The sequence below is a fragment of the Mesorhizobium sp. WSM4976 genome (assembly GCF_029625685.1).
Lineage (GTDB): Bacteria > Pseudomonadota > Alphaproteobacteria > Rhizobiales > Rhizobiaceae > Mesorhizobium.
Map to the genome: position 1 here is coordinate 1 of NZ_JARTVT010000028.1, position 20,405 is coordinate 20,405.

16 protein-coding genes and 2 pseudogenes are annotated in these 20,405 nt (G+C 61.4%); 11 read left to right on the forward strand and 7 right to left on the reverse strand.

Annotated features, from left to right (window positions below):
* Positions 1 to 351: 351 nt before the first annotated feature.
* From P9272_RS28240 to P9272_RS28265, 6 genes are all read right to left on the reverse strand, one after another.
* Positions 352 to 2,007 (reverse strand): ABC transporter ATP-binding protein, encoded by a 1,656-nt coding sequence (locus P9272_RS28240; RefSeq protein WP_278163066.1) that lies wholly within the window; start codon positions 2,005 to 2,007, stop codon positions 352 to 354.
* Positions 1,997 to 2,821 (reverse strand): ABC transporter permease, encoded by an 825-nt coding sequence (locus tag P9272_RS28245; RefSeq protein WP_278163067.1) that lies wholly within the window; start codon positions 2,819 to 2,821, stop codon positions 1,997 to 1,999. Before P9272_RS28245 ends, P9272_RS28240 begins: the two co-directional genes overlap by 11 nt.
* A gap of 65 nt (positions 2,822 to 2,886) precedes the next feature.
* Positions 2,887 to 3,933, reverse strand: coding sequence for an ABC transporter permease (locus P9272_RS28250; RefSeq protein WP_278163141.1), 1,047 nt, complete (start codon positions 3,931 to 3,933; stop codon positions 2,887 to 2,889).
* A gap of 64 nt (positions 3,934 to 3,997) precedes the next feature.
* Complete coding sequence (locus P9272_RS28255; RefSeq protein WP_278163068.1) at positions 3,998 to 5,605, reverse strand: ABC transporter substrate-binding protein; 1,608 nt, start codon at positions 5,603 to 5,605, stop codon at positions 3,998 to 4,000.
* A 114-nt stretch (positions 5,606 to 5,719) separates the two neighbouring features.
* Positions 5,720 to 6,073: a Rieske (2Fe-2S) protein gene (locus P9272_RS28260; protein WP_278163069.1), complete on the reverse strand. Its 354-nt coding sequence runs from the start codon at positions 6,071 to 6,073 to the stop codon at positions 5,720 to 5,722.
* A gap of 11 nt (positions 6,074 to 6,084) precedes the next feature.
* Positions 6,085 to 7,167 carry an amidohydrolase family protein gene (locus P9272_RS28265; protein WP_278163070.1) on the reverse strand — a complete coding sequence of 361 codons (1,083 nt, stop codon included), beginning with the start codon at positions 7,165 to 7,167 and terminating at the stop codon, positions 6,085 to 6,087.
* Positions 7,168 to 7,290: 123 nt separating this feature from the next.
* Between P9272_RS28265 and P9272_RS28270 the strand changes: the two genes are divergently transcribed.
* The 3 genes and pseudogenes from P9272_RS28270 to P9272_RS28280 form a co-directional block, all read left to right on the forward strand.
* Positions 7,291 to 8,154 carry a LysR family transcriptional regulator gene (locus tag P9272_RS28270; protein ID WP_278163071.1) on the forward strand — a complete coding sequence of 288 codons (864 nt, stop codon included), beginning with the start codon at positions 7,291 to 7,293 and terminating at the stop codon, positions 8,152 to 8,154.
* 89 nt (positions 8,155 to 8,243) lie between these two features.
* Positions 8,244 to 9,320: a hybrid-cluster NAD(P)-dependent oxidoreductase gene (locus tag P9272_RS28275; protein WP_278163072.1), complete on the forward strand. Its 1,077-nt coding sequence runs from the start codon at positions 8,244 to 8,246 to the stop codon at positions 9,318 to 9,320.
* A gap of 351 nt (positions 9,321 to 9,671) precedes the next feature.
* Positions 9,672 to 9,767: pseudogene (locus P9272_RS28280) on the forward strand (integrase core domain-containing protein); the annotation flags it as partial.
* Between the two features lie 6 nt (positions 9,768 to 9,773).
* Here the strand turns inward: P9272_RS28280 and P9272_RS28285 are convergent.
* Positions 9,774 to 9,869, reverse strand: a pseudogene (locus P9272_RS28285) (integrase core domain-containing protein); the annotation flags it as partial.
* A gap of 415 nt (positions 9,870 to 10,284) precedes the next feature.
* Between P9272_RS28285 and P9272_RS28290 the strand changes: the two are divergent.
* The 8 genes from P9272_RS28290 (at position 10,285) to P9272_RS28325 (ending at position 20,404) form a co-directional block, all read left to right on the forward strand.
* A complete protein-coding gene (locus tag P9272_RS28290; protein ID WP_128260537.1) occupies positions 10,285 to 11,307 on the forward strand; it encodes an ABC transporter substrate-binding protein in 1,023 nt (340 codons plus the stop codon).
* A 71-nt stretch (positions 11,308 to 11,378) separates the two neighbouring features.
* Entirely contained in the window at positions 11,379 to 13,862 is a 2,484-nt protein-coding gene (locus P9272_RS28295) for an ATP-binding cassette domain-containing protein (RefSeq protein WP_278163073.1), read from the forward strand.
* On the forward strand, positions 13,859 to 14,899 hold the full coding sequence (locus P9272_RS28300) for an ABC transporter permease (RefSeq protein ID WP_278163074.1): 1,041 nt from the start codon (positions 13,859 to 13,861) through the stop codon (positions 14,897 to 14,899). The genes P9272_RS28295 and P9272_RS28300 overlap by 4 nt, the downstream gene beginning before the upstream one ends.
* Positions 14,900 to 15,010: 111 nt before the next feature.
* A complete protein-coding gene (locus P9272_RS28305; protein ID WP_278163075.1) occupies positions 15,011 to 15,838 on the forward strand; it encodes a phosphogluconate dehydrogenase C-terminal domain-containing protein in 828 nt (275 codons plus the stop codon).
* 293 nt (positions 15,839 to 16,131) lie between these two features.
* Positions 16,132 to 17,073, forward strand: a complete 942-nt coding sequence (locus P9272_RS28310) for a D-ribose ABC transporter substrate-binding protein (protein ID WP_128260533.1) — start codon at positions 16,132 to 16,134, stop codon at positions 17,071 to 17,073.
* 78 nt (positions 17,074 to 17,151) lie between these two features.
* Entirely contained in the window at positions 17,152 to 17,799 is a 648-nt protein-coding gene (locus P9272_RS28315; protein ID WP_278163076.1) for a DUF2291 family protein, read from the forward strand.
* Positions 17,796 to 19,343 (forward strand): sugar ABC transporter ATP-binding protein, encoded by a 1,548-nt coding sequence (locus tag P9272_RS28320; RefSeq protein ID WP_278163077.1) that lies wholly within the window; start codon positions 17,796 to 17,798, stop codon positions 19,341 to 19,343. Before P9272_RS28315 ends, P9272_RS28320 begins: the two co-directional genes overlap by 4 nt.
* Positions 19,340 to 20,404, forward strand: coding sequence for an ABC transporter permease (locus tag P9272_RS28325; RefSeq protein WP_278163078.1), 1,065 nt, complete (start codon positions 19,340 to 19,342; stop codon positions 20,402 to 20,404). The genes P9272_RS28320 and P9272_RS28325 overlap by 4 nt, the downstream gene beginning before the upstream one ends.
* Position 20,405 lies beyond the last annotated feature (1 nt).

Here is a 20,405-nt window from a genome sequence, read left to right on the forward strand (position 1 = left end):
CAGTCCCGTGGGTGTTAAGTCGTCGAGTTGTACAATACCGTCCGACCCCACAGCGCGATCGGCAACAAGCCGCCGATTTCGCTCATGAAAGGCTCATCGGCGGCTTCCGCTACCTGAGCCAAACACTCCGGAAGTTCCGGCCCGGGGCGATCCAAAGACGGGCAGCACCTCACAACCCACGCCGGAAACGAACTCAAAACTGGATAGAAACTCGGGGCAACGTCACAAAGGGCAGCCACAGAGGAGGAACACTTCCAGATCTGTCGAGCCTGCGGGCAAGCATCGCAGCAGGCAACGCGTCAAGATCGGCAATGTCAGCGCGAGCGGCCACGGCGCCGATGGCAGCGCTGTTCAGCCAGCCGCACTAGGACTACCCTGGTTCTTTCGTCTGGCCAGCAATGTCGTCAGCCAATCCGGATCCATTTCCGGCACGGACGAAAGAAGCAGTTCGGTGTAGGCTGCGTGGGGTGGCGTCAGTATCTCGGTTTTTAAGCCCTGCTCCACTACCTTCCCCTGACGCATGACCACAACCTCGTCCGCGATTGCTCTTACCGTTGCGATATCGTGGGTAATGAAGATGTAGCTGATGCCGAGTTCGCGCTGCAGGCGCATCAACAGCGTCAACATCTCTTCCTGTACAATCTGATCCAGTGCTGAGGTGACCTCGTCACAGATAATGAGCTCCGGATTTGCAGCCAGCGCGCGGGCTAGGCAGATTCGCTGCTTCTGCCCTCCGGACAATTCTGCGGGCAGCCTGTCGAGGAACCCTTCGTCCATCTCGATCATGTGCATGAGTTCAGCGATCCGCCGGTCGCGCTGCTGGCCTTTTAAACCTAAATAGAATTCGAGCGGACGCGCGATTATCTCCTCGACAGTCTGGCGAGGGTTAAGCGCGCTGTCCGGTGACTGATAGATCATTTGGATGCGCCGCAGCAGGTCTTTCGAGCGTTCCCTCAGGGACAATGGAAGCGGCTTGGCATCAAATGAGATCGACCCGGATATGGCAGGCAGCAAGCCCGTAACAACACGAGCTAGCGTCGATTTGCCGGACCCTGATTCGCCCACCACTGCCACGGTTCGGCCACGCGGAACCTTGATGGACACGTCAACCAGCACCTTAATCCTTCCGGCATACGCGGCGGTGACATTGTCGATCGACAGGATGTGATCGTGGGTCTGAATCTCGGGCTTGGCGAGCTTGCGCACGGCCCAGAGCGTGCGGGTGTATTCCTGGGCAGGGGCCGTCAGCATCTGCCGCGTCTCGGCTTCTTCGACGGTTTGCCCATGGCGCAGAACCATGATCCGGTCCGCCATCTGGGCCACGACTGCCAGATCGTGCGTCACGTAGATCGCTGCCGTGTTGAAATCTTCAACAATCCTGCGGATCGAGGCGAGGACCTCGACTTGTGTCGTCACATCGAGCGCGGTGGTAGGCTCATCGAACACGATCAGGTCGGGTCGGCAAGCCATAGCCATGGCAGCCATGGCTCGCTGCAACTGGCCACCGGATACCTGGTGCGGATACCGGAAGCCTATGCTCTCGGGTTCTGGAAGCTGGAGGCGTCGATAAAGGTCAATAGCATCGGAATTGGCCTTGTCTCGGCTGGCGATCCCGTGCGCAACTGCGGTTTCCACGGTCTGATCGAGGAGCCGGTGAGCCGGGTTGAACCAGGCGGCCGCGCTTTGCGCCACGTAAGCAATGCGGGAGCCCCGCAGCCGCCGCCGGCGGGCTTCGGTCATTGACAAAAGATCGACGCCGTCGAACAGCACCGAGCCTTGGGTGATACGGCAACCCGGCTTGGCATACCCCATTGCCGCAAGGCCGATAGTCGATTTTCCGGCGCCGGATTCACCGATCAGTCCGAGCACTTCTCCGCGTTTAAGCGAGAGATTCACGCCGCGCACGATCGGGTGCCACCGCTCATCGGAAAAGCCTTCAACATGGAGGTGCCGGACCTTGAGAAGATCTGTTCCCTTTTCGCGCGCGGTGCCACTGTTATTTTTCATCACGCAGTCCGCTGGTCGAATGCAAAACCCAGTCGACGACGAAGTTCACCGCTACCGTGAGGAGGGCAATGGCCCCCGCCGGTAACAGCGGCGTGACATCGCCGTAGGTGATCAGCGTTGCGTTTTCCCGCACCATCGACCCCCAATCAGCCGATGGCGGCTGTATGCCGACGCCCAGGAACGACAATGCTGCAATGGTCAGAAACACAAAACAAAATCGCAGACCAAATTCCGCTATGAGCGGCGGCAAAATGTTGGGCAGGATTTCCTTGCGCAGTATCCATGCCGGACCTTCCCCGCGCAATTGCGCGACCTCGACAAACTCCATCACCGCTACGTTAAGGCCAACAGCTCGCGCCAGGCGGAACACGCGCGTTGAATCGAGCAGCGCGATGATCAGGACGAGGCTGGTGATCGACGAGCCGAATATGGAGAGCAGCATCAGCGCAAAAATCAGGCTTGGGATCGACATCAACACGTCCACCGCGCGCGACAATATCTGGTCCGGCCAGCCCCGGTACATTGCAGCTAGAAGGCCCAGCGTCACACCCGCTGCAAAGGATATGATTGTTGTGGCAAAGGCGATGCCGATCGTGTTGCGAGCCCCATAGATCAGTCGAGTAAGCATGTCGCGACCGAGTTGGTCGGTCCCGAACATAAACTCGTGGCCCCACGGCGCGAATGCCTCGCTAAATACCTGCGTTTCTCGATACGGAGCAATCAGCGGCGCAAATAGGGCGACCAGGATGTAGCATAGGGTTACACCCATACCGAACCAGGCACTGAGCGGGGCCTTCTTCAGCGCTATCCTCATGCGAGACCGGCGCGTGCGCCTTACTCTGGGCGCTCCGGTGGTGTGGATGACGGGCTCTGCGCTTGTCATCGTGGGTGCAAAAGCCTCGGGTTGGTTGCAATCGAAATAATGTCGGCGATCAGGTTGAGCAGAATGTAGGTGGCGGCGAAGACAAGGGCACAGGACTGCACGACGGGCACGTCTCTCGATTTCACGGCATCGACCATCAGTTGGCCGACGCCGGGGTAGACGAACACCACCTCGACAACCACGACACCGACGATGAGATAGGCAAGATTAAAGGCGACAACCGTCACGATCGGGGCCCAGGCGTTTGGCAAAGCGTGCCGAAGCACGATCACCATTGGCCTCATTCCCTTCAACCGAGCCATGTCGATATAGGGGCTTGAAAGCATGTTGATGATTGCCGCGCGCGTCATTCGCATCATGTGAGCGACGATGACGAGTGTGAGCGTGATGGACGGCAGGGCTGCACGCCAGACGTGCTCCCAGAACGGCGTCTGGTCGCTGATATTTGCCAGGGTCGGGAACTTCGGTACGACGTTCAGGGTCCAGTTGATCGAAACCGCAAGCCAGACGGGTAGAGATTGTGCGAACTGCGTGCCGGCGAACGTATCGCGCGAGATGATCAGGAAGGCGAGTATGTAGGCGACGAAGAATTCAGGGAACGAAATCGTCGTAAGCGTCACCGTGTTTACAAGTCGATCGAACCAGCTGTTGCGGTACAGGGCCGCAAAAATGCCCAACCCCAATGCCAGCGGCACCGCGACGAGAGCGGTCATTAGCGCCAGGAACATGGTATTGTAGAGACGAGGGGCGATGATTTCCGCGACGGTCCGCCGATAGCCGGTGCGACTTGCGAAGGAGGATCCGAAGTCACCCTGTGCCATCTTACCGATCCAGCTGAAATAGCGTTGGATTGGCGGGCGATCGAGGCCGATCTCGTGTTGAAGGGCCGCGACCGTTTCCGGGGTAGCAGATTGACCGAGCGTCGCCTTGGCGAAGTCGCCGGGCAGCATTGCGATCGCCGAAAATATGATGATCGAAACGATGAACAGAGTGACCAGGCCGAGGCCTAACCGTTGCAGAACCGTTTTCGCGACCGGATTCACACGCATGCGCGGATTCCCAAGAGCGCGCCGTCCGCAGTGCTAGCGGCGTGCTTGGCAAACACCCCTATGCCTCAGCCATCCACCAGCGCTCAGCCATCTTCAGCCCGTCATTTTCCCAATTCGGCGCCACATCGCCATGGGCTAGTTTCTTGGATTTGGCGCTGACGAAATTGTTGAACACCAGCACGATACTGCCGCCATCGTCGTGGGTCAGCTGCTGCATTTCGCCATACATGTTGGCGCGCTTGGCCTCATCCGTTTCGGCTCGGGCTTTGACGAGCAATTCGTTGAAGCGGGGGTTCTTCCAGAACGACTCGTTCCAGTTGGATTCGGCTGCGAAGGCTTGTGTGAACATCCAGTCGGCGGTCGCGCGACCGCTCCAATAGGAAGCGCACCACGGCTTCTTGAGCCAGACATTATCCCAATAGGCGTCCTCAGCCTCGCGCACCACATTGACGTCTATGCCACACTGGGCGGCCGTCTCGCGAATGAGCGCGGCCGCGTCTACCGCACCCGCGAAAGCGGCATCTGCCACGGAGAGGTCGACCTTCAGCTTTTCCATGCCCGCCTTCTTCAGATAATGGCGTGCCTTTTCGGGGTCGAAACTGTGTTGCGGCTGCGGGTTCTTATAGAACTTGATCGCCGGCGCGATTGGATCGTCATTGGCGACGGTAGCATGGCCAAGGAAAATCTTGTCGGCGATCTCCTGACGGTTGATCGCCCATTTCATTGCCATGCGCACATCCGGATTGTCGAAAGGCGCCATGGTGACGTTCATCGGCAAAGTATAGTGGCCGTAGCCGGTGATCTCGATGATCTCGATTTTTGGATTGCGCTTCAACATGCCGAGTGTCTTCAGATCGGCGCGTCCAATATAGTCCACTTCTCCGGTCGAGAGCGCAGCCATGCGTGCGGCCAAATCCGTAATCGCGATGAATTCCACCTCATCCAGGTAAGGCTTGCCGTTCTTGAAATAGTTGGGGTTGCGCTTGAGCTTGGCCGAAACTCCCGGCTGGAAATTCTCGAGCACGAATGCGCCGGTTCGTGCTCCTGATGCCCAATCGGCCTTTCCTTCCACGCTCGGCATGATGACGAAATGATAGTCGCTCACGATGTAGGGGAAATCGGCATTGCCGCTGTTAAGCGTAAAGACCACCGTTTCGGGACCGTCGGCCTTAATATTGGAAACGGGTTCAAGCAGAGACTTTGCTGCCGACTTAGTGTCGGCACCCATGTGATACCGCATCGAGGTCACGACATCGTCCGCCGTCACGGTCTTGCCGTTGTGGAAGGTGGCGCCCTTGCGCAGCTTGAAAACCCATGTTTTAGCGCCGTTGGAAGATTCAAAGCTCTCGGCCAGGTCCGGCTGTATGCTACCTTTGGCATCAACCTCCGTGAGGCCGTTGGACATGGCTCCCGAGAAAGCCGTTTGCGTGAACGTATCGGGATAGCCGGCCGGATCGATTGAATCGGTGGTTGCCCCATGCGCCATGCCGAGCTTGGCGAAGCCGCCTTGCTGCGGCTCGGCCCGGGCCACGGTGACGAAGATCTGGTCAGCGGCGGCGACGGTAAACCCTGCCGCCAGGCCGAGATGGATGAAGTCGCGGCGTGAAACCTTGCCGCGCCCGATCAGACTTTGCGCGATGCGAAGTTTGTACTCAGATTCCGACATTTTGTTCTCCCATGCGGATTTTCCCGCGTTATTTTTCAACCCTCGTCATGTTCTTCGATCTGCCAATCCTTCTTCCTTGCTTTTCGCCTCCTTCATTGGAGTTGAATGTGACCGTCACGCGGTCACATAGACGTTGCCGTCCTCGACCACGACCGGAAATGTCCGCGCACGCACGGTCGGGTCGACAAGAGCAGAACCGGTCTTGATGTCGAACTCCCAGCCGTGCCAGGCGCAGCGCACGATCTCGTTTTCCCGGTGATAGATGAACCGGGCTTCATCAACCGGCGCGGTTGTCCCGCACTGCGGCCCCTCGCAGAGTGGCGCGCCGCGATGTGGACAGATGTTGAGTAGCGCATGGAAGGTCTCTCCAATGCGGAATACACCCACCGAGAGGCTGCGGACTTTGGCAATGACTGGCGTCCCCGGTTCGATCTCGTCAACGCGGCAAATGAAAGTTTTCTCGCTCATGTTCTCTTCCGTCAGGCAGCATTCGCGGTCAGGATGGCAGGAATGCGCTTGTAGACGTCGAGTGCATTCTGACCCATCACCTTTGCTTTCCAGGCAGGCGGAATATGCAGCGTGTTGGCGTCGTCATAGTCCCAGTGCGGATAATCGGACGCAAACATCAGCGTGTTCTCGCCATCCATGGCTTCCAGAATGGACCAGAGATGCTGCACGTTGGACGGCTGCTCCAGCGGCTGTGTTGAGAAGCGGATGTTCCGGCGGCAGTATTCCGATGGCAGCATCTTGAGCCATGGCGTTTCCTTACGCAGCGCCTTGTAGTCGGCGTCGAGGCGCCACAGCACCGTCGGCACCCAGGCGACACCGCATTCGATCACTACGAAATAGAGTTCTGGCCATTTCTCAAAAACGCCGTGAGCGATCATGCTGGCGACGTGGCTAATCGCCGACATGTGGAGGATGGCGTGCGTTTCCCAGAAGAAGGTTGTTGGGGCAGGCGCGACGGCGTTCCAGTTAACGCCGCCGTGTCCACCGAGGTGAATGGCGAACGGCAATCCCATTTCCGCACACGCTTCGTAGATCGGGTGATAGAAGGGATCGCCGTACGGCTTCACAGAGCCTTGGGAGGCTAGAACTTGGACCATGCGAGGATGGCTGCCTAGGCGACGGATCTCCGCAGCCGCTAGCTTGGGATCCTGCGGCGCAATGATGATCGATCCCATGAAGCGGTTGTCCTTCGGCAACCACTCGGCGATTTGATAGTCATTGTAGGCACTCACCAGCGCACTGGCGTAATACGGGTTTGCAAGTGTTGAGGCTTCGATCGGCTCGTCCCCGGTCAGGATCGCCACGCCGACATTGTATTTGTCGAGATGTTTTTCCTTCATGATACGGTAGTTGTCGGCTTCGGTCTCGGGCCGCACATCCTTCCGGGAGAAATCCTGAGGATGAAACCAGGGACGATGGCCGTGCGGGAAGGATCCCCTGGGGCCAGTCTTCTCGCCCTCAATAAACATGTCCTTCCAGATGCCCGAAAGATAAGGCTCCAATACCGTGGCGCTGGACCAGTAATTGTGACAATCGCAGTCGACGATAAACACTTTGGTTTATGCTCCCTCTCGGACCTCGGCGTGGCTAGCCGTTTAGTTCCTCCAGCTTCCGCCTTGACAAGTGCCGGATCAAGACAATGATCTCTGGGTAATAATCGGATTTTTCGATTGGGTATGACCATGCAGCTCGACCACATTGAGACGTTTCTGGACATCGTTGAATCGCGGAACTTCAATCGGACTGCCGACCGGCTGAACGTTACCCAATCGACTGTTAGCAGCCGGATCAAGAGTCTCGAAAGTGCGGTAGGATCGGAGCTGTTTCATCGTGGTCGAGCCGGCGCTGAACCGACCGCGGCGGGGCGACGTTTCGAAGCCTACGCGAGGGCGATGCTGTCGACCTGGTCACAAGCGCGCCATGACGTGCGGGCGTTCAACCGGTTCGAAGGAACTCTGCGCGTGGCGGCGCAGGTTGGCATGACCCGCTCGGTGCTGCCTGGGTGGGTGGAGGCGCTCTGTCAGGCGCTTCCCAAAGCCTCGATCCATGTAGAATCCGACTATTCCAATCAGATGGTGACGGATCTCAGCATGGGCAATCTCGACATAGCGGTGCTGTATGCGCCGCGCTATCTTCCCGAAATTGCTTACGAGCACCTCATGGTCGAGGAATATGTGATGGTCTCGACCTTTGCGAGGACAATGTCGGAGGTCGATCCTGACAGTTACATTCGTCCGGGCTACACCGTCGTACTTGAGAAAACCCATTCGGAGCTGATTCCTTCTCTGGCAATTTCGCGCCTTTCCATGGGATCCGAGAGCCTGGCGGAAGCGATGCTACGGCGAACCGGGGGAAGTTGTTACATGCGCAACGACGATGCCCGCAGGTTTACGTCCGAGTGCCCGTCGTTCCTTGTCGAGGGCGCACCGACACTCTATCAACCCGTGCACACGGCTATGCTCGCCCGCCGCAAGCACGAGCCGATCATCCGCAAAGGGCTCCGTGCGCTGCAGCTGGCGGTGATGTCGCTCGAGACGTAGATCGAAATTGCCGATTAAAAAGCAGTATTCAAGCCACTGTTCCGGAGAGCGTCCGGCTGCCATGTTGGCGCGTCATTGAAGAGCCAACCATGAACGCGCACACTTCTCTTCCTGGTTTCGATTTTTTCGCAACGATGCGGCAGCGGCAATGGGCTGATACGTCGCCACAGGCAATGCTCTGCCGTGGACTCATCGACGAGACACACGATGTGAAGACATTTGTCTTCTCGGCTGCATCAGGCGAAATGTTCTCCTTCCATGCGGGGCAATACGTAGTCCTTAATCTCACGATCGATGGCGCTGCGGTGGCCCGGTCCTATTCCGTTTCGTCGCCACCGACACGACCGCTTGACTTGCACATCACGGTAAAGCGCACGCCAGGCGGGCTCGTTTCCAATTGGCTCCACGACAATCTGCGGCGTGGCGACGAAATCATGATTGAAGGCCCACTAGGCTCCTTTAACCTCCATGGCTTGCCGACTGAAAAACCTCTCTTTCTTGGGGGCGGCAGCGGGATCACACCTCTTATGTCTATGCTGCGATCATTGACGGACAGAGCATCCGATCTGGACTTGCGTCTCGTGTACAGCGCACGATCGCCGCGAGATATCATCTTCAGGTCGGAACTGGATGCGCTCGCTGCCCGCTTCCGCAATCTAAGTGTGACATGCGTGTGTTCCAAGGGGGATACCGCTTGGGCAGGCCCGACTGGTCGCATAGATGCCCCCATGCTCCTGGGCCTCGTCCCTGATCTTGGGGAGCGTACGGTCTACGCCTGCGGCCCCGAACAGTACATGAGGGCGATGCGAGGCGGTCTTGGCGAGGCAGGCGTTGACCCTCGTCGATACCATGAGGAGAGCTTCGGAGGCGGGCTGGGTGGTTTTGCTCCAGTGGAATCTACTGTTTCTTCCACGGTCCATTTCGCCCGTTCCGGGTCAGAGCATCGCTGTGCGCCCGGAGAGACCCTGCTGGACGCTGCGCGCAAGGTTGGAGTCTATGTCCCCACCGGCTGCCAGCAGGGAATTTGCGGCACGTGTCGGATAGCCAAGCTTTCGGGCGAAGTCGCGATGCATGACCTTGGCGGCCTCACGCCCGAAGAAAAATCGGCGGGCTTTGTCCTGGCCTGTTGCAGCCGCGCCCAAGGCGCTGTTTTACTCGATCTTTGACCCCGGTTTGGGGTTCTGAACGGGTGATTTTCTAATTTAGAGCAAGCTGCGCCTTAGTTCCAAAAAAGCCACTCAACACTGTCTGAATAAGTGGGCCTTCGCCCAAAAAGCGACCTGTAGGTGGATTCATACCTATGATGGGCGGAGTCAAACGGGGCGAAGGTATGGAAGCGACGCCGCGTTCACAGGTTGCGGAACACTACGCGCGAGCTAGCCTGGTCGCAGATATCCGTGATGGTCTTGCCGCCATGGGCAAGACCGACAGCACGGTCACCGCCGAGGGCCTCTCGCCGGTGGACGAGTTTCACATTGGCGGCCGCGCCCGCCGGAGCTGGCGCCGCCGCGCATCAGCAAAATGGCTACGTCGAATCCTTCAACGGCCGGATGCGCGATGAGCTGTTGAACGAGAGCCTGTTCTTCGGCCTCAACCACGCCCGAAGCTCCATCGTCGGAGCCGGTTGCGGTGAGGGTTCCGGCGAAGGCCGCCGGGGTCTGGTATCCGAGAGAGGAATGGGGTCTCGCGGTGTTGAAGTCCTGCCTCCATTCGGCGCGCTTCATGTGGATCATCTCGACCCGGCCTGGCACGACATGCCACGATGAACCGGAAAGATGCCCGCGAGGCCGCGAGTAGGGGCATGCCCAATCCTTTCGTAGCCCCGAGCCGTTACCGGATGAGAAGCTCCGGGCGTGCCCAGCGCGGCCGGTTTCCGCAGCAATCTTGCGGCTACCGTGCCGTGGCCGCGTCCGGTAGCATCGAAATGCCCTTGCGATTGGAATTCTCCAGCGTCGCGACCCGCAACATCGAAATACCCTATCGGATCCCGACAAAGGCAGATCGAAAAGATCCCGGCTTGCTTATTCGATGTATACTGGTATAACATGTAACTGGTATGGTGTCTTGGAGGGACGCCGCCGGGAATGCTTGCGGCCATCCGCATAGGCGGCATTTTTGGGAGGAAGTAACATGAAGTTTGCAATTGTGACGGCGCTCGCGGGCGCCGCGCTAGGGAGCGTTTCGGCTCTGCCGGCAATGGCTTCCCAAGACGCGCCGGTCATCGCGCTCGCCAATGCCTATTACGGCAATACGTGGCGCCATCAGATGGTGGAAGCCTTCGAGGCTTCGGCCAAGGAGGCGAAGGCCGCCGGACAGATCGCCGACTATATCGTCATGAATGGCGACGGCTCGGTCGCGCAGCAGAACAGCCAGATCGCCGAACTGATCCTGAAGAAGGTCGATGTGCTCGCCGTCGACGCCGCTTCCGAGACCGCCGTCAACGGCGTCATCGAGAAGGCGTGCAAGGCCGGCATCATCGTCATCTCCTTTGACTCGGTCGCTTCAGCGCCTTGCAACTACCAGCTCAATTTCGACTTCAAGGGCTACAAGGCCGCCCAGGCGGAAGCCGTGTTCAAGATGCTCGGCGGCAAAGGCAACGTCATCCAGGTGCGCGGCGTGAAGGGCTCGGCGCCCGACAACGACATGTTCAACGCGCAGCAGTCGGTGCTGGCCAAATATCCCGACATCAAGGTGGTCGCGACCGTCTATGGCCAGGCGACGGCATCCGTCGCGCAATCGGCGATCGCCAACGTGCTGCCCTCGCTGCCGCATGTCGACGCCGTGCTCGGCCAGGGCGGCAGCGATGACGTCGGCATCGCCCAGGCCTTCGTCCAGTATGGCGGCGACTACAAGGACAAGATGCCGGTCATCGAAGGCGGCGGCGGCACCGACTTCGTCAAATGGTGGGCCGAGGAGAATGCCAAGAACGGTTACCAGACCGTGTCGATGAACACCACGCCGGGCATCGGCGGCGCCGCCTTCTGGCTCGGCCTGTCGCTGCTCAAGGGCGCCAAGGCGCCCAAGCTGATGATCATGCCAGTGGCGACGGTCGATGCCGGCAATCTGAAGGACTATGCGAAGCTGCCGGGCGGCCAGATTATCAGCCCGAGCTATTCGCTGGACTGGGTCAAGCAGAACCTGCTCAGCAAGTAAAGGGACCTGCTGGATCGGGCGTCGCCTCGCGGCCGCGCCCGTTCCTTGCCGTCGAACAAAACGGAGGACGAATGTCCCAGCTTGCCGTTGCCGATCAGGAGGTCGCCATGGCCGTGAAGCCTGCCGCTCCTGTCCGGCCAAGTGTCGTGTCGCTCAGCGGCATCACCAAAAGCTTCGGGCCGACGCTTGCCAATGCGGGGATCAACCTGTCCGTCCACACCGGCGACGTAATCGGGCTTGTCGGCGGCAACGGCGCCGGGAAATCGACGCTGATGCGCATCCTGTGCGGCGCGATGTGGCCGACGCTCGGCTCGATTTGTTTCGCCGACGAGGAGGTGGCGTTCGCAGCCTACGACACCGGCGAAGGGCAGCGGCGCGGCATCCGCATGGTGCATCAGGAGCTGTCGCTCTGCGCCAACCTGTCGGTCGCCGAGAATTTCTTTCTCGAAACCCCCGCCGACTCGGCAAGCCGGCCTGGCTGGCGCGCGCTCTACCGCGCCCGCGCCCGCGTTGCGCTGGACGCCGTCTTTCCCGGCAACGGCATCGACGCCGACGCCGAGGTCGGACACCTCACCATCGCCGAGCGGCAGATGGTGGAGATCGCACGCGCCGCGGCCACGCCTGGCGTCAAGCTCATCGTGCTCGACGAGCCGACATCCTCGCTCGATCTCGATCGCTCGAAGCAGCTGAGGGCCTTCGTTCGCGAGCGGGCAAAGGCAGGACTTGCTTTCATCTTCATCAGCCACAAGCTGCAGGAAATCATCGACATCGCGACGGAGGTGGTGGTGCTGCGCAACGGCCGCACCGCCTGGCAGGGCCATGCCGCGGACGCATCCATCGGCAAGCTGGTGCAGCTTATGGGCGGTGACGCCAATCCGGTCCACCAGCACGCCGTCGCGGCCGCATCCTCCCGGGACGTGCTGGTGCGGCTCTCCGGGCCGCTGACGGCCGGGCTCGGCCGCGACATCGACATCGTGCGCGGCGAGATCGTCGGGCTGGCCGGTCTCGAAGGCAGCGGGCAGAAGGAATTGCTGCACGCGATCTTTAGCCCCGGCCGCAAACAACACGCCGCTGTCGCCAGGCGCGCGGATGCCGGTTTCATCGCCGGGGACCGGCAGAAGGAAGGCGTGTTCCCGCTTTGGAGCGTGCTTTCCAACATCAGCATCGGCGCGCTTGCCCGCCGTCCGGCGCTGGGTGTCGTATCCGACCGCGCCAGCCGGGACACAGCTTTGCGTGCCGCCACCCGCCTGCGGCTCGACGACAAGCGCTTCCAGTCCAACATCACCGAGCTCAGCGGCGGCAACCAGCAGAAGGCGCTGGTGGCGCGGGCGCTGGTCGCCGACATGCCGGTCATCCTGCTCGACGATCCGACGCGCGGCGTCGACATCGCCACCAAGCAGGATTTCTACCGGCTGTGCAACGAGGTCGCGCGCAGCGGTCGGGCGCTGGTCTGGCACACGACCGAGGACGCCGAGCTGCTCGCCTGCGACCGCGTGCTGGTCTTTTCCGGTGGCCGGATCGTCAAGGAACTGGCGGGCGAGGCAATCACCGAGCAGGCGATCGTCGGCGCGTCCTTCGCGCAATCGGCGGACAGTCAGGCAAGCGGCGCCGGCAAGCGGACCGCCATGGCCGGGCTCGGGCGCAGACTGGTCAATGCAGCGCCCTTCATCGGGCTTGCCGCCGTGCTTGCCATCATGATCGCGATCAACCCGGCGGTCGCCTCGACGTTCGGGCTCGACCTGTTGTTGATGCCGGCGCTGTCGTTGGTGCTGGTGACGGCTGCGCAGATGTTCATCGTCGGCGGCAGCGAGATCGATCTCGGCGCCGGCGCCTTCGCAGGCTTGGTCAGCGTGCTCAGCGCGACGCTGCTCTACGACCAGCCCTGGCTCGGCGCGCTGGCGTTGGTGGCCGCGCTCGCCGCCTATGCGGGGCTTGGCGGTCTGATTCAGGCGCGCAAGATCCCCGCCATCGTCGTCACGCTGGGCGCGTCCTTCATTTGGGTCGGCATCGGCTACGCTCTGCAGCCGACGCCTGGCGGCGCCAGCCCCGAGTGGTTGTCGACGCTCTTCGCCTGGTCGATCGGCTTCATGCCCACCTCGATCATGGTGACCGTGGCCGTGGCGCTGATCGTGCTTATTATCGACCGGCTGCCGCTCGGGGTGGTGCTGCGCGGCTTCGGCAACAACCCGGCCGCGATGATCCGCTCGGGATGGTCGCCGACGCGCTACGCGCTGGTGCGCTATCTCATCGCCGGGCTGTTCGCGGGAGCCGCCGGCCTATCGCTAACCGCCATTAACACCGCGAGCGACATCAACTCCGGCAATTCATATACCTTGCTCAGCGTCGCCGCCGTGGTGATGGGCGGCTGCTCGCTGCTCGGCGGAATCACTTCGCCGGTTGGCGCCGTCGCCGGCGCGGTGACGCTGTCGCTGATCGGCGCCCTGCTTGGCACGCTCGGCGTCAGCAGCGATTACAACGCCGCCACGCAAGGGCTGATCCTGATCGCGCTGCTCACGCTGCGCAGCCTGACCGCCGACCGCAGGAGCGAGCCATGAAGGCATTCGCGGACTTCGGTATCTGGGCGCAGCGCAACCGCTGGATCTGGGCAGCGATCGGCGTACTCCTTTTGTGGCTGGTACTTTCCGTCGTCACCAGCCGCTTAAGCCTATCGAGCCTCTCCGGCGTCATTCTGTCGGCATCCTTCCTGACTGTCGTCGGCATCGGCCAGATGTTCGTGGTGACCACCGGGCGCGGCAACATCGACCTGTCCGTCGCTTCGGTGATCACGCTCAGCGCTTTCGTCGCGTTGCTGAGCATCAAGGGTCAGGACGCGAACCTCGCCATCGGCGTCGTCGCTGCCATCCTGCTTGGCCTTGCGGTCGGAGCGCTCAATTCGCTACTCGTCGTCGGCCTCGGCATTCCGGCGATCATCGCTACGCTGGCGACGGGATATGTGCTGGCGACCGCGACGCTTCTGTCGAACAAGGCGATCCCGGGCTTCGCCGTCAGCCCGGCGCTGAAGGAACTGGCGACGGGCCGCATCTTCGACGTGCCGATCATGGCCGTCATCGCCATCATCGGCGTGGCGGCGACTTCCTTCGTTCTGCGTTATAGCGTGTTCGGGCAATTGCTGTCGGCGGTCGGCCAGAACCGCGCCGCGGCAAGGCTCGCCGGCATTCGCAATGGCCGGGTGATTGCGTCGGCCTTCATCATTTCCTCGGTGCTGGCATCGCTCGACGGGTTACTTCTTGGCGCCTATGTCGGCGGCGCCTTCCTCGAAATGGGCCAGCCCTATCTCCTGCAGTCGATCGCCGCAGTTGTGCTCGGCGGAACACTCATCTTCGGCGGCTCGGCGACCGCGCTCGGCACGCTCTTCGCCAGCATCCTTTTGATCCTCATCGTCACCACCATGCAGATCATCGGCCTGCCGCCGGGCGTGCAGGACATCGTGCAGGGCATCGTCGTCATCTTCGTGCTAGCGCTTGCCGGACGTCAAGCGCTGGCGCGGCGCACGTCTGTCGATCCTGGCGACGGCGACAAGGACGCTACGGCAAAGACGGAAGCGGGCGCCGCGACGGCCCGGCCGAAATGATGGAAAGACAAATCAACGATTCCTCTTGCCAAATTTTGGTAGAGTGATCATACCAGTATACAACGTGACGATCGACGTGGACGGTCGCATGAACATTCAGGAGCAGGTCAGATGACAACGATTGCGCTGTTCGGTGCCGGTGGCAAAATGGGCTACCGCCTGTCGACCAATTTTCGCGGGTCGCCCTACACGATCCGCCATGTCGAGATCAGCGAGGCCGGCAAGGAGCGCCTGAAAACCGGGCTCGGCATCGACACGCTCGGCGTCGACGAAGCGCTCAACGGGGCCGAAGTGGTGATCCTGGCGGTTCCCGACACGCATATCGGCAAGGTCGCGGCCGGCATCGAAAGCAAGCTGGCATCGGGAACGATGGTGATCGTGCTCGATGCCGCGGCGCCCTTTGCCGGCCATCTGCCGAAGCGCTCGGACCTGACCTATTTCGTCACCCATCCCTGCCATCCGCCGATCTTCAACGACGAAACCGACATGGCCGCCAAGAAGGACTTCTTCGGCGGCGTCAAGGCCAAGCAGCATTTCGTCAGCGCGCTGATGCAGGGGCCCGAGGAAGACTATGCAAAGGGCGAGAAGATCGCCCAGATCATCTGGGCACCGGTGATGCGATCGCACCGCGTCACCGTCGAACAGATGGCCCTCCTCGAGCCCGGTCTCTCTGAGACGGTCTGTGCTTCACTGCTCGTCGTCATGAAGGAAGCGCTCGATGAGGTCGTGGCGCGCGGCGTCGATCGGCAGGCGGCTCTCGACTTCCTGCTCGGCCATATGAACGTGCTGGGTGCCGTCATCTTCGGCGAAACCAAGGGCGTGTTCTCGGACGCCTGCAACAAGGCGATCGAATTCGGCAAGCCGGTGCTGATGCGCGACGACTGGAAGCGCGTCTTCGAACCGGAAGAGATTGCCGCCAGCATCCAGCGCATCACCTGAGGAGTCGACCCGCTTGCTGTTGAAACAGGCATGCTGACGGAGCTGCCGTTATCAGGCACATATCACCTGAATTAATGATTGACTCATTATACCAGTTAGCTTTAGCTCTTCCAGCTCGGATTTGCTGTGATCCGGGATGGACAAGCGGAGGAAGGCGGGGAACAGCGGCAAGGCTCTGGTTCGGATGAAAGCCTGTGCAGGCTCTTCAAGATCCGGGTGGCGCGACCTCCACCGCCTGAGGAATTCAGACGTCGGCTCGGCTGTCCGAGGCCGGTTTTTCAAGGGAGGACTTCATGAAACTCACTCGCAGAATGACACTTGCGGCTTTCGCCGGCGTGCTCGCACTCGGCACCGCGATGCCGGCCTATGCGGCGGACCTCATCGCCATCATCACGCCTTCGCATGACAATCCATTCTTCAAGGCGGAAGCCGTCGGCGCCGAGGCCAAGGCCAAGGAACTCGGCTACGACACGCTGGTGCTGGTGCATGACGACGACGCAAACAAGCAGTCGGAACTGATCGACACCGCGATCGGCCGCGGCGCCAAGGCGATCATCCTCGACAATGCCGGCGCCGACGCCACGGTCGCCGCCGTGCAGAAGGCCAAGGATGCCGGTGTTCCCTCATTCCTGATCGACCGCGAGATCAACGCCACCGGCGTTGCGGTGGCGCAGATCGTCTCCAACAACTATCAGGGCGCCCAGCTCGGCGCGCAGGAATTCGTCAAGCTGATGGGCGAGAAGGGCAACTATGTCGAGCTGGTCGGTAAGGAGTCCGACACCAATGCAGGCATCCGCTCCAAGGGCTATCACGACGTCATCGACGACTATCCGGACCTGAAAAAAGTCGCTCAGCAGTCGGCCAATTGGAGCCAGACCGAGGCCTATTCCAAGATGGAGTCGATCCTGCAGGCCAACCCGGACATCAAGGGCGTGATCTCCGGCAACGACACGATGGCGATGGGCGCCTACGCGGCGCTGGCCGCTGCCGGCCGCAAGGATGTTATCGTGGTCGGCTTCGACGGTTCGAACGACGTGCGCGACTCCATCACCTCCGGCGGCATCAAGGCGACGGTGCTGCAGCCGGCCTTCGCCCAGGCACAGATGGCCGTGGAGCAGGCCAACGACTTCATCAAGAACAAGAAGTCGCCCGAGAAGGAAAAGCAGCTCATGGACTGCGTCCTCATCAATGGCGACAACGCTCCCAAGCTGGAGACCTTCGCGCTCAAGAACTAAGCGCGCGACATAAGCTGCGAGGGGCGAACGCGCGTTCGCCCCTCGCCTCCATTTCACTTTCGGGTATCCTTGATTGCCATGACCAAGCAGAGTTGGCTGATCCTTGCGCTCACCGCCGCCATCGGCCTCAGCGCCTGCAAGATCCTGCCGACGCGGTCCGCGCAAGGCGGCGATAGCGCCAACAGCTCCGCCTTCAATCCCGACCGCATGGTCGAAGATATCTGGGCCTCGAAGGTCATTCCCTATCTGCAGCAGAAGGCAGGCTCGTTCGCCGAGGTCCATGCGCTGGCAAAGACCGACCCCGCCGCTGCCGGCGCGAAATACGGCAATCCGAAGAAACAGGCGAACTCGCCATGGACCTTCGCGGTGCGCGTCGAAGGCAAGATCGTTGCCGCCAACACGCAGTCGCGCGCGGCAAGCATCGATATCGACGTCGACGGCGACGGCAAGGCGGATGCTCGGGTGCAGATCGGGCCGGCGATGCGCGGAACGGCGCTGCGCGACAGTCTGGACTTCGTTCAGTTCAACGATTTCACGAACCAGATCGATTTCGCCCAGTTCGGCAAGGCCTTCAATGCCTATGCCGACAAGACGGTGCTGTCCAAGCTGCCGCGCGAACGGCTGGAGGGCCGGACCGCGAAGGTGCTCGGCGCCTACACGATCGAAGGCGGGCAGGACCTGCCGCTGGTGACTCCGGCGGAGGCCGAGATCGGGCCGAAGCCATGAGCGCCTCACCCGGCCACGACGTCATCCTCAAGCTCGAGGACATCTCGAAAGTCTATGCCGGCACAGTTGCGGTCAAGCATGCCAATTTCGAGGTGCGCAAAGGCGCGGTCAACGTGCTGGTCGGCGAGAACGGTGCCGGAAAGTCGACGCTGATGAAGATCATCGCCGGCGTCGAACAGCCGACCGCCGGCCGCATACTGATCGACGGCAACGTGGTCTCGTTCTCGTCTTCGGGGAATGCCGTGAGCTACGGCATCGGCATGGTGTTCCAGGAACTGAACCTGCTCGGTAATCTCTCGGTCGCCGAGAACATCTTCGCCACGCGCGAGCTCACCAACCGCTTCTACAAGATCGACCACAAGGAACAGCAGCGACGCGCCGCTGAATTCCTCGAACAGCTCGAAGCCGGCATCCGGCCCGACATGCTCGTCGAGGACCTGCGCATCGGCCAGCAGCAGCTGGTCGAGATCGCCAAGGCGGTCTCGCTCGACGCCCGCATCCTGATCATGGACGAGCCGACCTCCGCCCTGAGCGCGGCCGAGGTCGAGATCCTGTTCAAGGTCGTTGCCGATCTCAAAGCGCGCGGCGTGGCCATCGTCTACATCTCGCACCGGTTGGAAGAGCTGATCCGCATCGGCGACTACATCACCGTGCTGCGTGATGGCCGCATCACCGGCCAGGAAGAGATGAGACAAGTCGACACGCAGTGGATCGTGCGGCAGATGATCGGCTCCGATGCCAAGGACTTCGCCAAGGCCGATGGCCACAAACCCGGCGAGGAGGTCTTCCGGGCCGAGGAGATCACTCTGCCGCGCGTCACGGGCGGACTTGCGGTCGATCATGTCTCGCTCTCCCTGCGCGCTGGCGAAATCCTCGGCATCTACGGATTGATGGGGGCCGGACGCAGCGAGCTGTTCGACTGCATCATGGGTCGCCACGGCCAGGCGGGCGGCAGGATCTTTATCGACGGAAAGCAGGTCAAAGAGCGCGACACGACCCGGCGCATCCAGCGCGGCCTGGCGCTGATCCCCGAAGATCGGCAGCGCGAGGGTCTGGTGCCGATCCTGTCGGTGGCCAGCAATCTGACTTTGGCCAGCCTGTCGCGCTTCGTCAGCCTCTTCCACATCCGCGGCCGCGCCGAACGCCAGGCCGTCACGCAGATGGTGCGGGAGTTGGCGATCAAGGTCGCTGATCCGGCGCAGGAAGTGTCGTCGCTGTCTGGCGGCAACCAGCAAAAGGTGGTGATCGGCAAGGCGCTGCTCACCGGGCCGAAAGTTCTTTTGATGGACGAGCCGAGCCGCGGCATCGATGTCGGCGCCAAGGCAGACGTGTTCCGCACCATGCGCAAGCTTTCGCGGAATGGGCTGGGCATCCTCTTCGCCACCTCCGATCTCGACGAGGTGATGGCGCTGTCCGACCGGATCGCGGTGATGAGCAACGGAAAACTGACAGGCATGTTCGATCGAGCCGAGGCGACGGAGGCGGCGATCGTCGCCGCGTCGGCGCTTGGCCACGGACCCGTGCATGGAGAGCAACGCCGATGACCGACATCCCCGCCAAGGCTGCCGCGCCATCCGTATCCAGCGGCTCCGTGCTGCTGACGCTGATGAAGCTCAGGACCTTCATCGCGCTGATCGCGGTGCTGGTGTTCTTCTCGATCGCGGCGCCGAATTTCCTCTCGGCCGCCAACCTGATCCTGATGGCCAAGCATGTGGCGCTCAATGCCTTCCTCGCCATGGGCATGACCTTCGTCATCATCACCGGCGGCATCGACCTCTCGGTCGGCTCGATCGTCGGCCTGTGCGGCATGGTCGCCGGCTATCTGGTGCTCAACGGCATCGATCTGCAGATCGGCTACACCGTCTATTTCAACGTCGTCGAGATCGCGCTTATCACACTTGGCGTCGGCATTCTGATCGGCGCCGTCAACGGGTTGCTGATCACCAGGCTGAACGTAGCACCTTTCATCGCCACGCTCGGCACGCTCTATGTCGCGCGGGGCTTGGCGCTGTTGTCGTCGGACGGCCGCACCTTCCCCAACCTCGTCGGCAAGCCGGAGCTCGGCACCACCGGCTTCGGCTATCTCGGCGCAGGCAGACTGCTTGGTCTGCCGATCTCGATCTGGATCCTGGCCGTGGTGGCGCTGGGAGCGGCCTATCTTGCCCGCTACACGCCGCTTGGCCGCCATATCTTCGCCGTCGGCGGCAATGAGCGAGCGGCGCGCATTTCTGGCGTGCGCGTCAACGTGGTGAAGATGTTCGTTTACATGTTCTCCGGCTTTTGCGCGGCGATCGTCGGCCTCATCATCTCGTCGGAGCTGATGGCCTCGCACCCCGCGACAGGCGAGAGCTTCGAGCTCAACGCCATTGCCGCCGCCGTGCTCGGCGGCACGTCGATGTCTGGCGGTCGCGGCACGATCGGCGGCACCATCGTCGGGGCCTTCGTCATCGGCATCCTCTCCGACGGGCTGGTGATGATGGGCGTGAGCTCGTTCTGGCAGATGGTGATCAAGGGTCTCGTCATCATCGTCGCGGTCGTGGTCGACCAGGCGCAGCGCCGGCTGCAGAGCCGTGTGACGTTAATGCAGATGGCAAAGGTGGGCTGAC

What these genes read in the sequence shown, in the direction of transcription:
- P9272_RS28240 (WP_278163066.1), bottom strand. Translation starts at nt 2,007, where the DNA reads ATGAAAAATAACAGTGGCACCGCGCGCGAAAAGGGAACAGATCTTCTC.
- P9272_RS28245 (WP_278163067.1), bottom strand. Translation starts at nt 2,821, where the DNA reads ATGAGGATAGCGCTGAAGAAGGCCCCGCTCAGTGCCTGGTTCGGTATG.
- P9272_RS28255 (WP_278163068.1), bottom strand. Translation starts at nt 5,605, where the DNA reads ATGTCGGAATCTGAGTACAAACTTCGCATCGCGCAAAGTCTGATCGGG.
- P9272_RS28260 (WP_278163069.1), bottom strand. Translation starts at nt 6,073, where the DNA reads ATGAGCGAGAAAACTTTCATTTGCCGCGTTGACGAGATCGAACCGGGG.
- P9272_RS28270 (WP_278163071.1), top strand. Translation starts at nt 7,291, where the DNA reads ATGACCATGCAGCTCGACCACATTGAGACGTTTCTGGACATCGTTGAA.
- P9272_RS28275 (WP_278163072.1), top strand. Translation starts at nt 8,244, where the DNA reads ATGAACGCGCACACTTCTCTTCCTGGTTTCGATTTTTTCGCAACGATG.
- P9272_RS28290 (WP_128260537.1), top strand. Translation starts at nt 10,285, where the DNA reads ATGAAGTTTGCAATTGTGACGGCGCTCGCGGGCGCCGCGCTAGGGAGC.
- P9272_RS28295 (WP_278163073.1), top strand. Translation starts at nt 11,379, where the DNA reads ATGTCCCAGCTTGCCGTTGCCGATCAGGAGGTCGCCATGGCCGTGAAG.
- P9272_RS28300 (WP_278163074.1), top strand. Translation starts at nt 13,859, where the DNA reads ATGAAGGCATTCGCGGACTTCGGTATCTGGGCGCAGCGCAACCGCTGG.
- P9272_RS28305 (WP_278163075.1), top strand. Translation starts at nt 15,011, where the DNA reads ATGACAACGATTGCGCTGTTCGGTGCCGGTGGCAAAATGGGCTACCGC.
- P9272_RS28310 (WP_128260533.1), top strand. Translation starts at nt 16,132, where the DNA reads ATGAAACTCACTCGCAGAATGACACTTGCGGCTTTCGCCGGCGTGCTC.
- P9272_RS28315 (WP_278163076.1), top strand. Translation starts at nt 17,152, where the DNA reads ATGACCAAGCAGAGTTGGCTGATCCTTGCGCTCACCGCCGCCATCGGC.
- P9272_RS28320 (WP_278163077.1), top strand. Translation starts at nt 17,796, where the DNA reads ATGAGCGCCTCACCCGGCCACGACGTCATCCTCAAGCTCGAGGACATC.
- P9272_RS28325 (WP_278163078.1), top strand. Translation starts at nt 19,340, where the DNA reads ATGACCGACATCCCCGCCAAGGCTGCCGCGCCATCCGTATCCAGCGGC.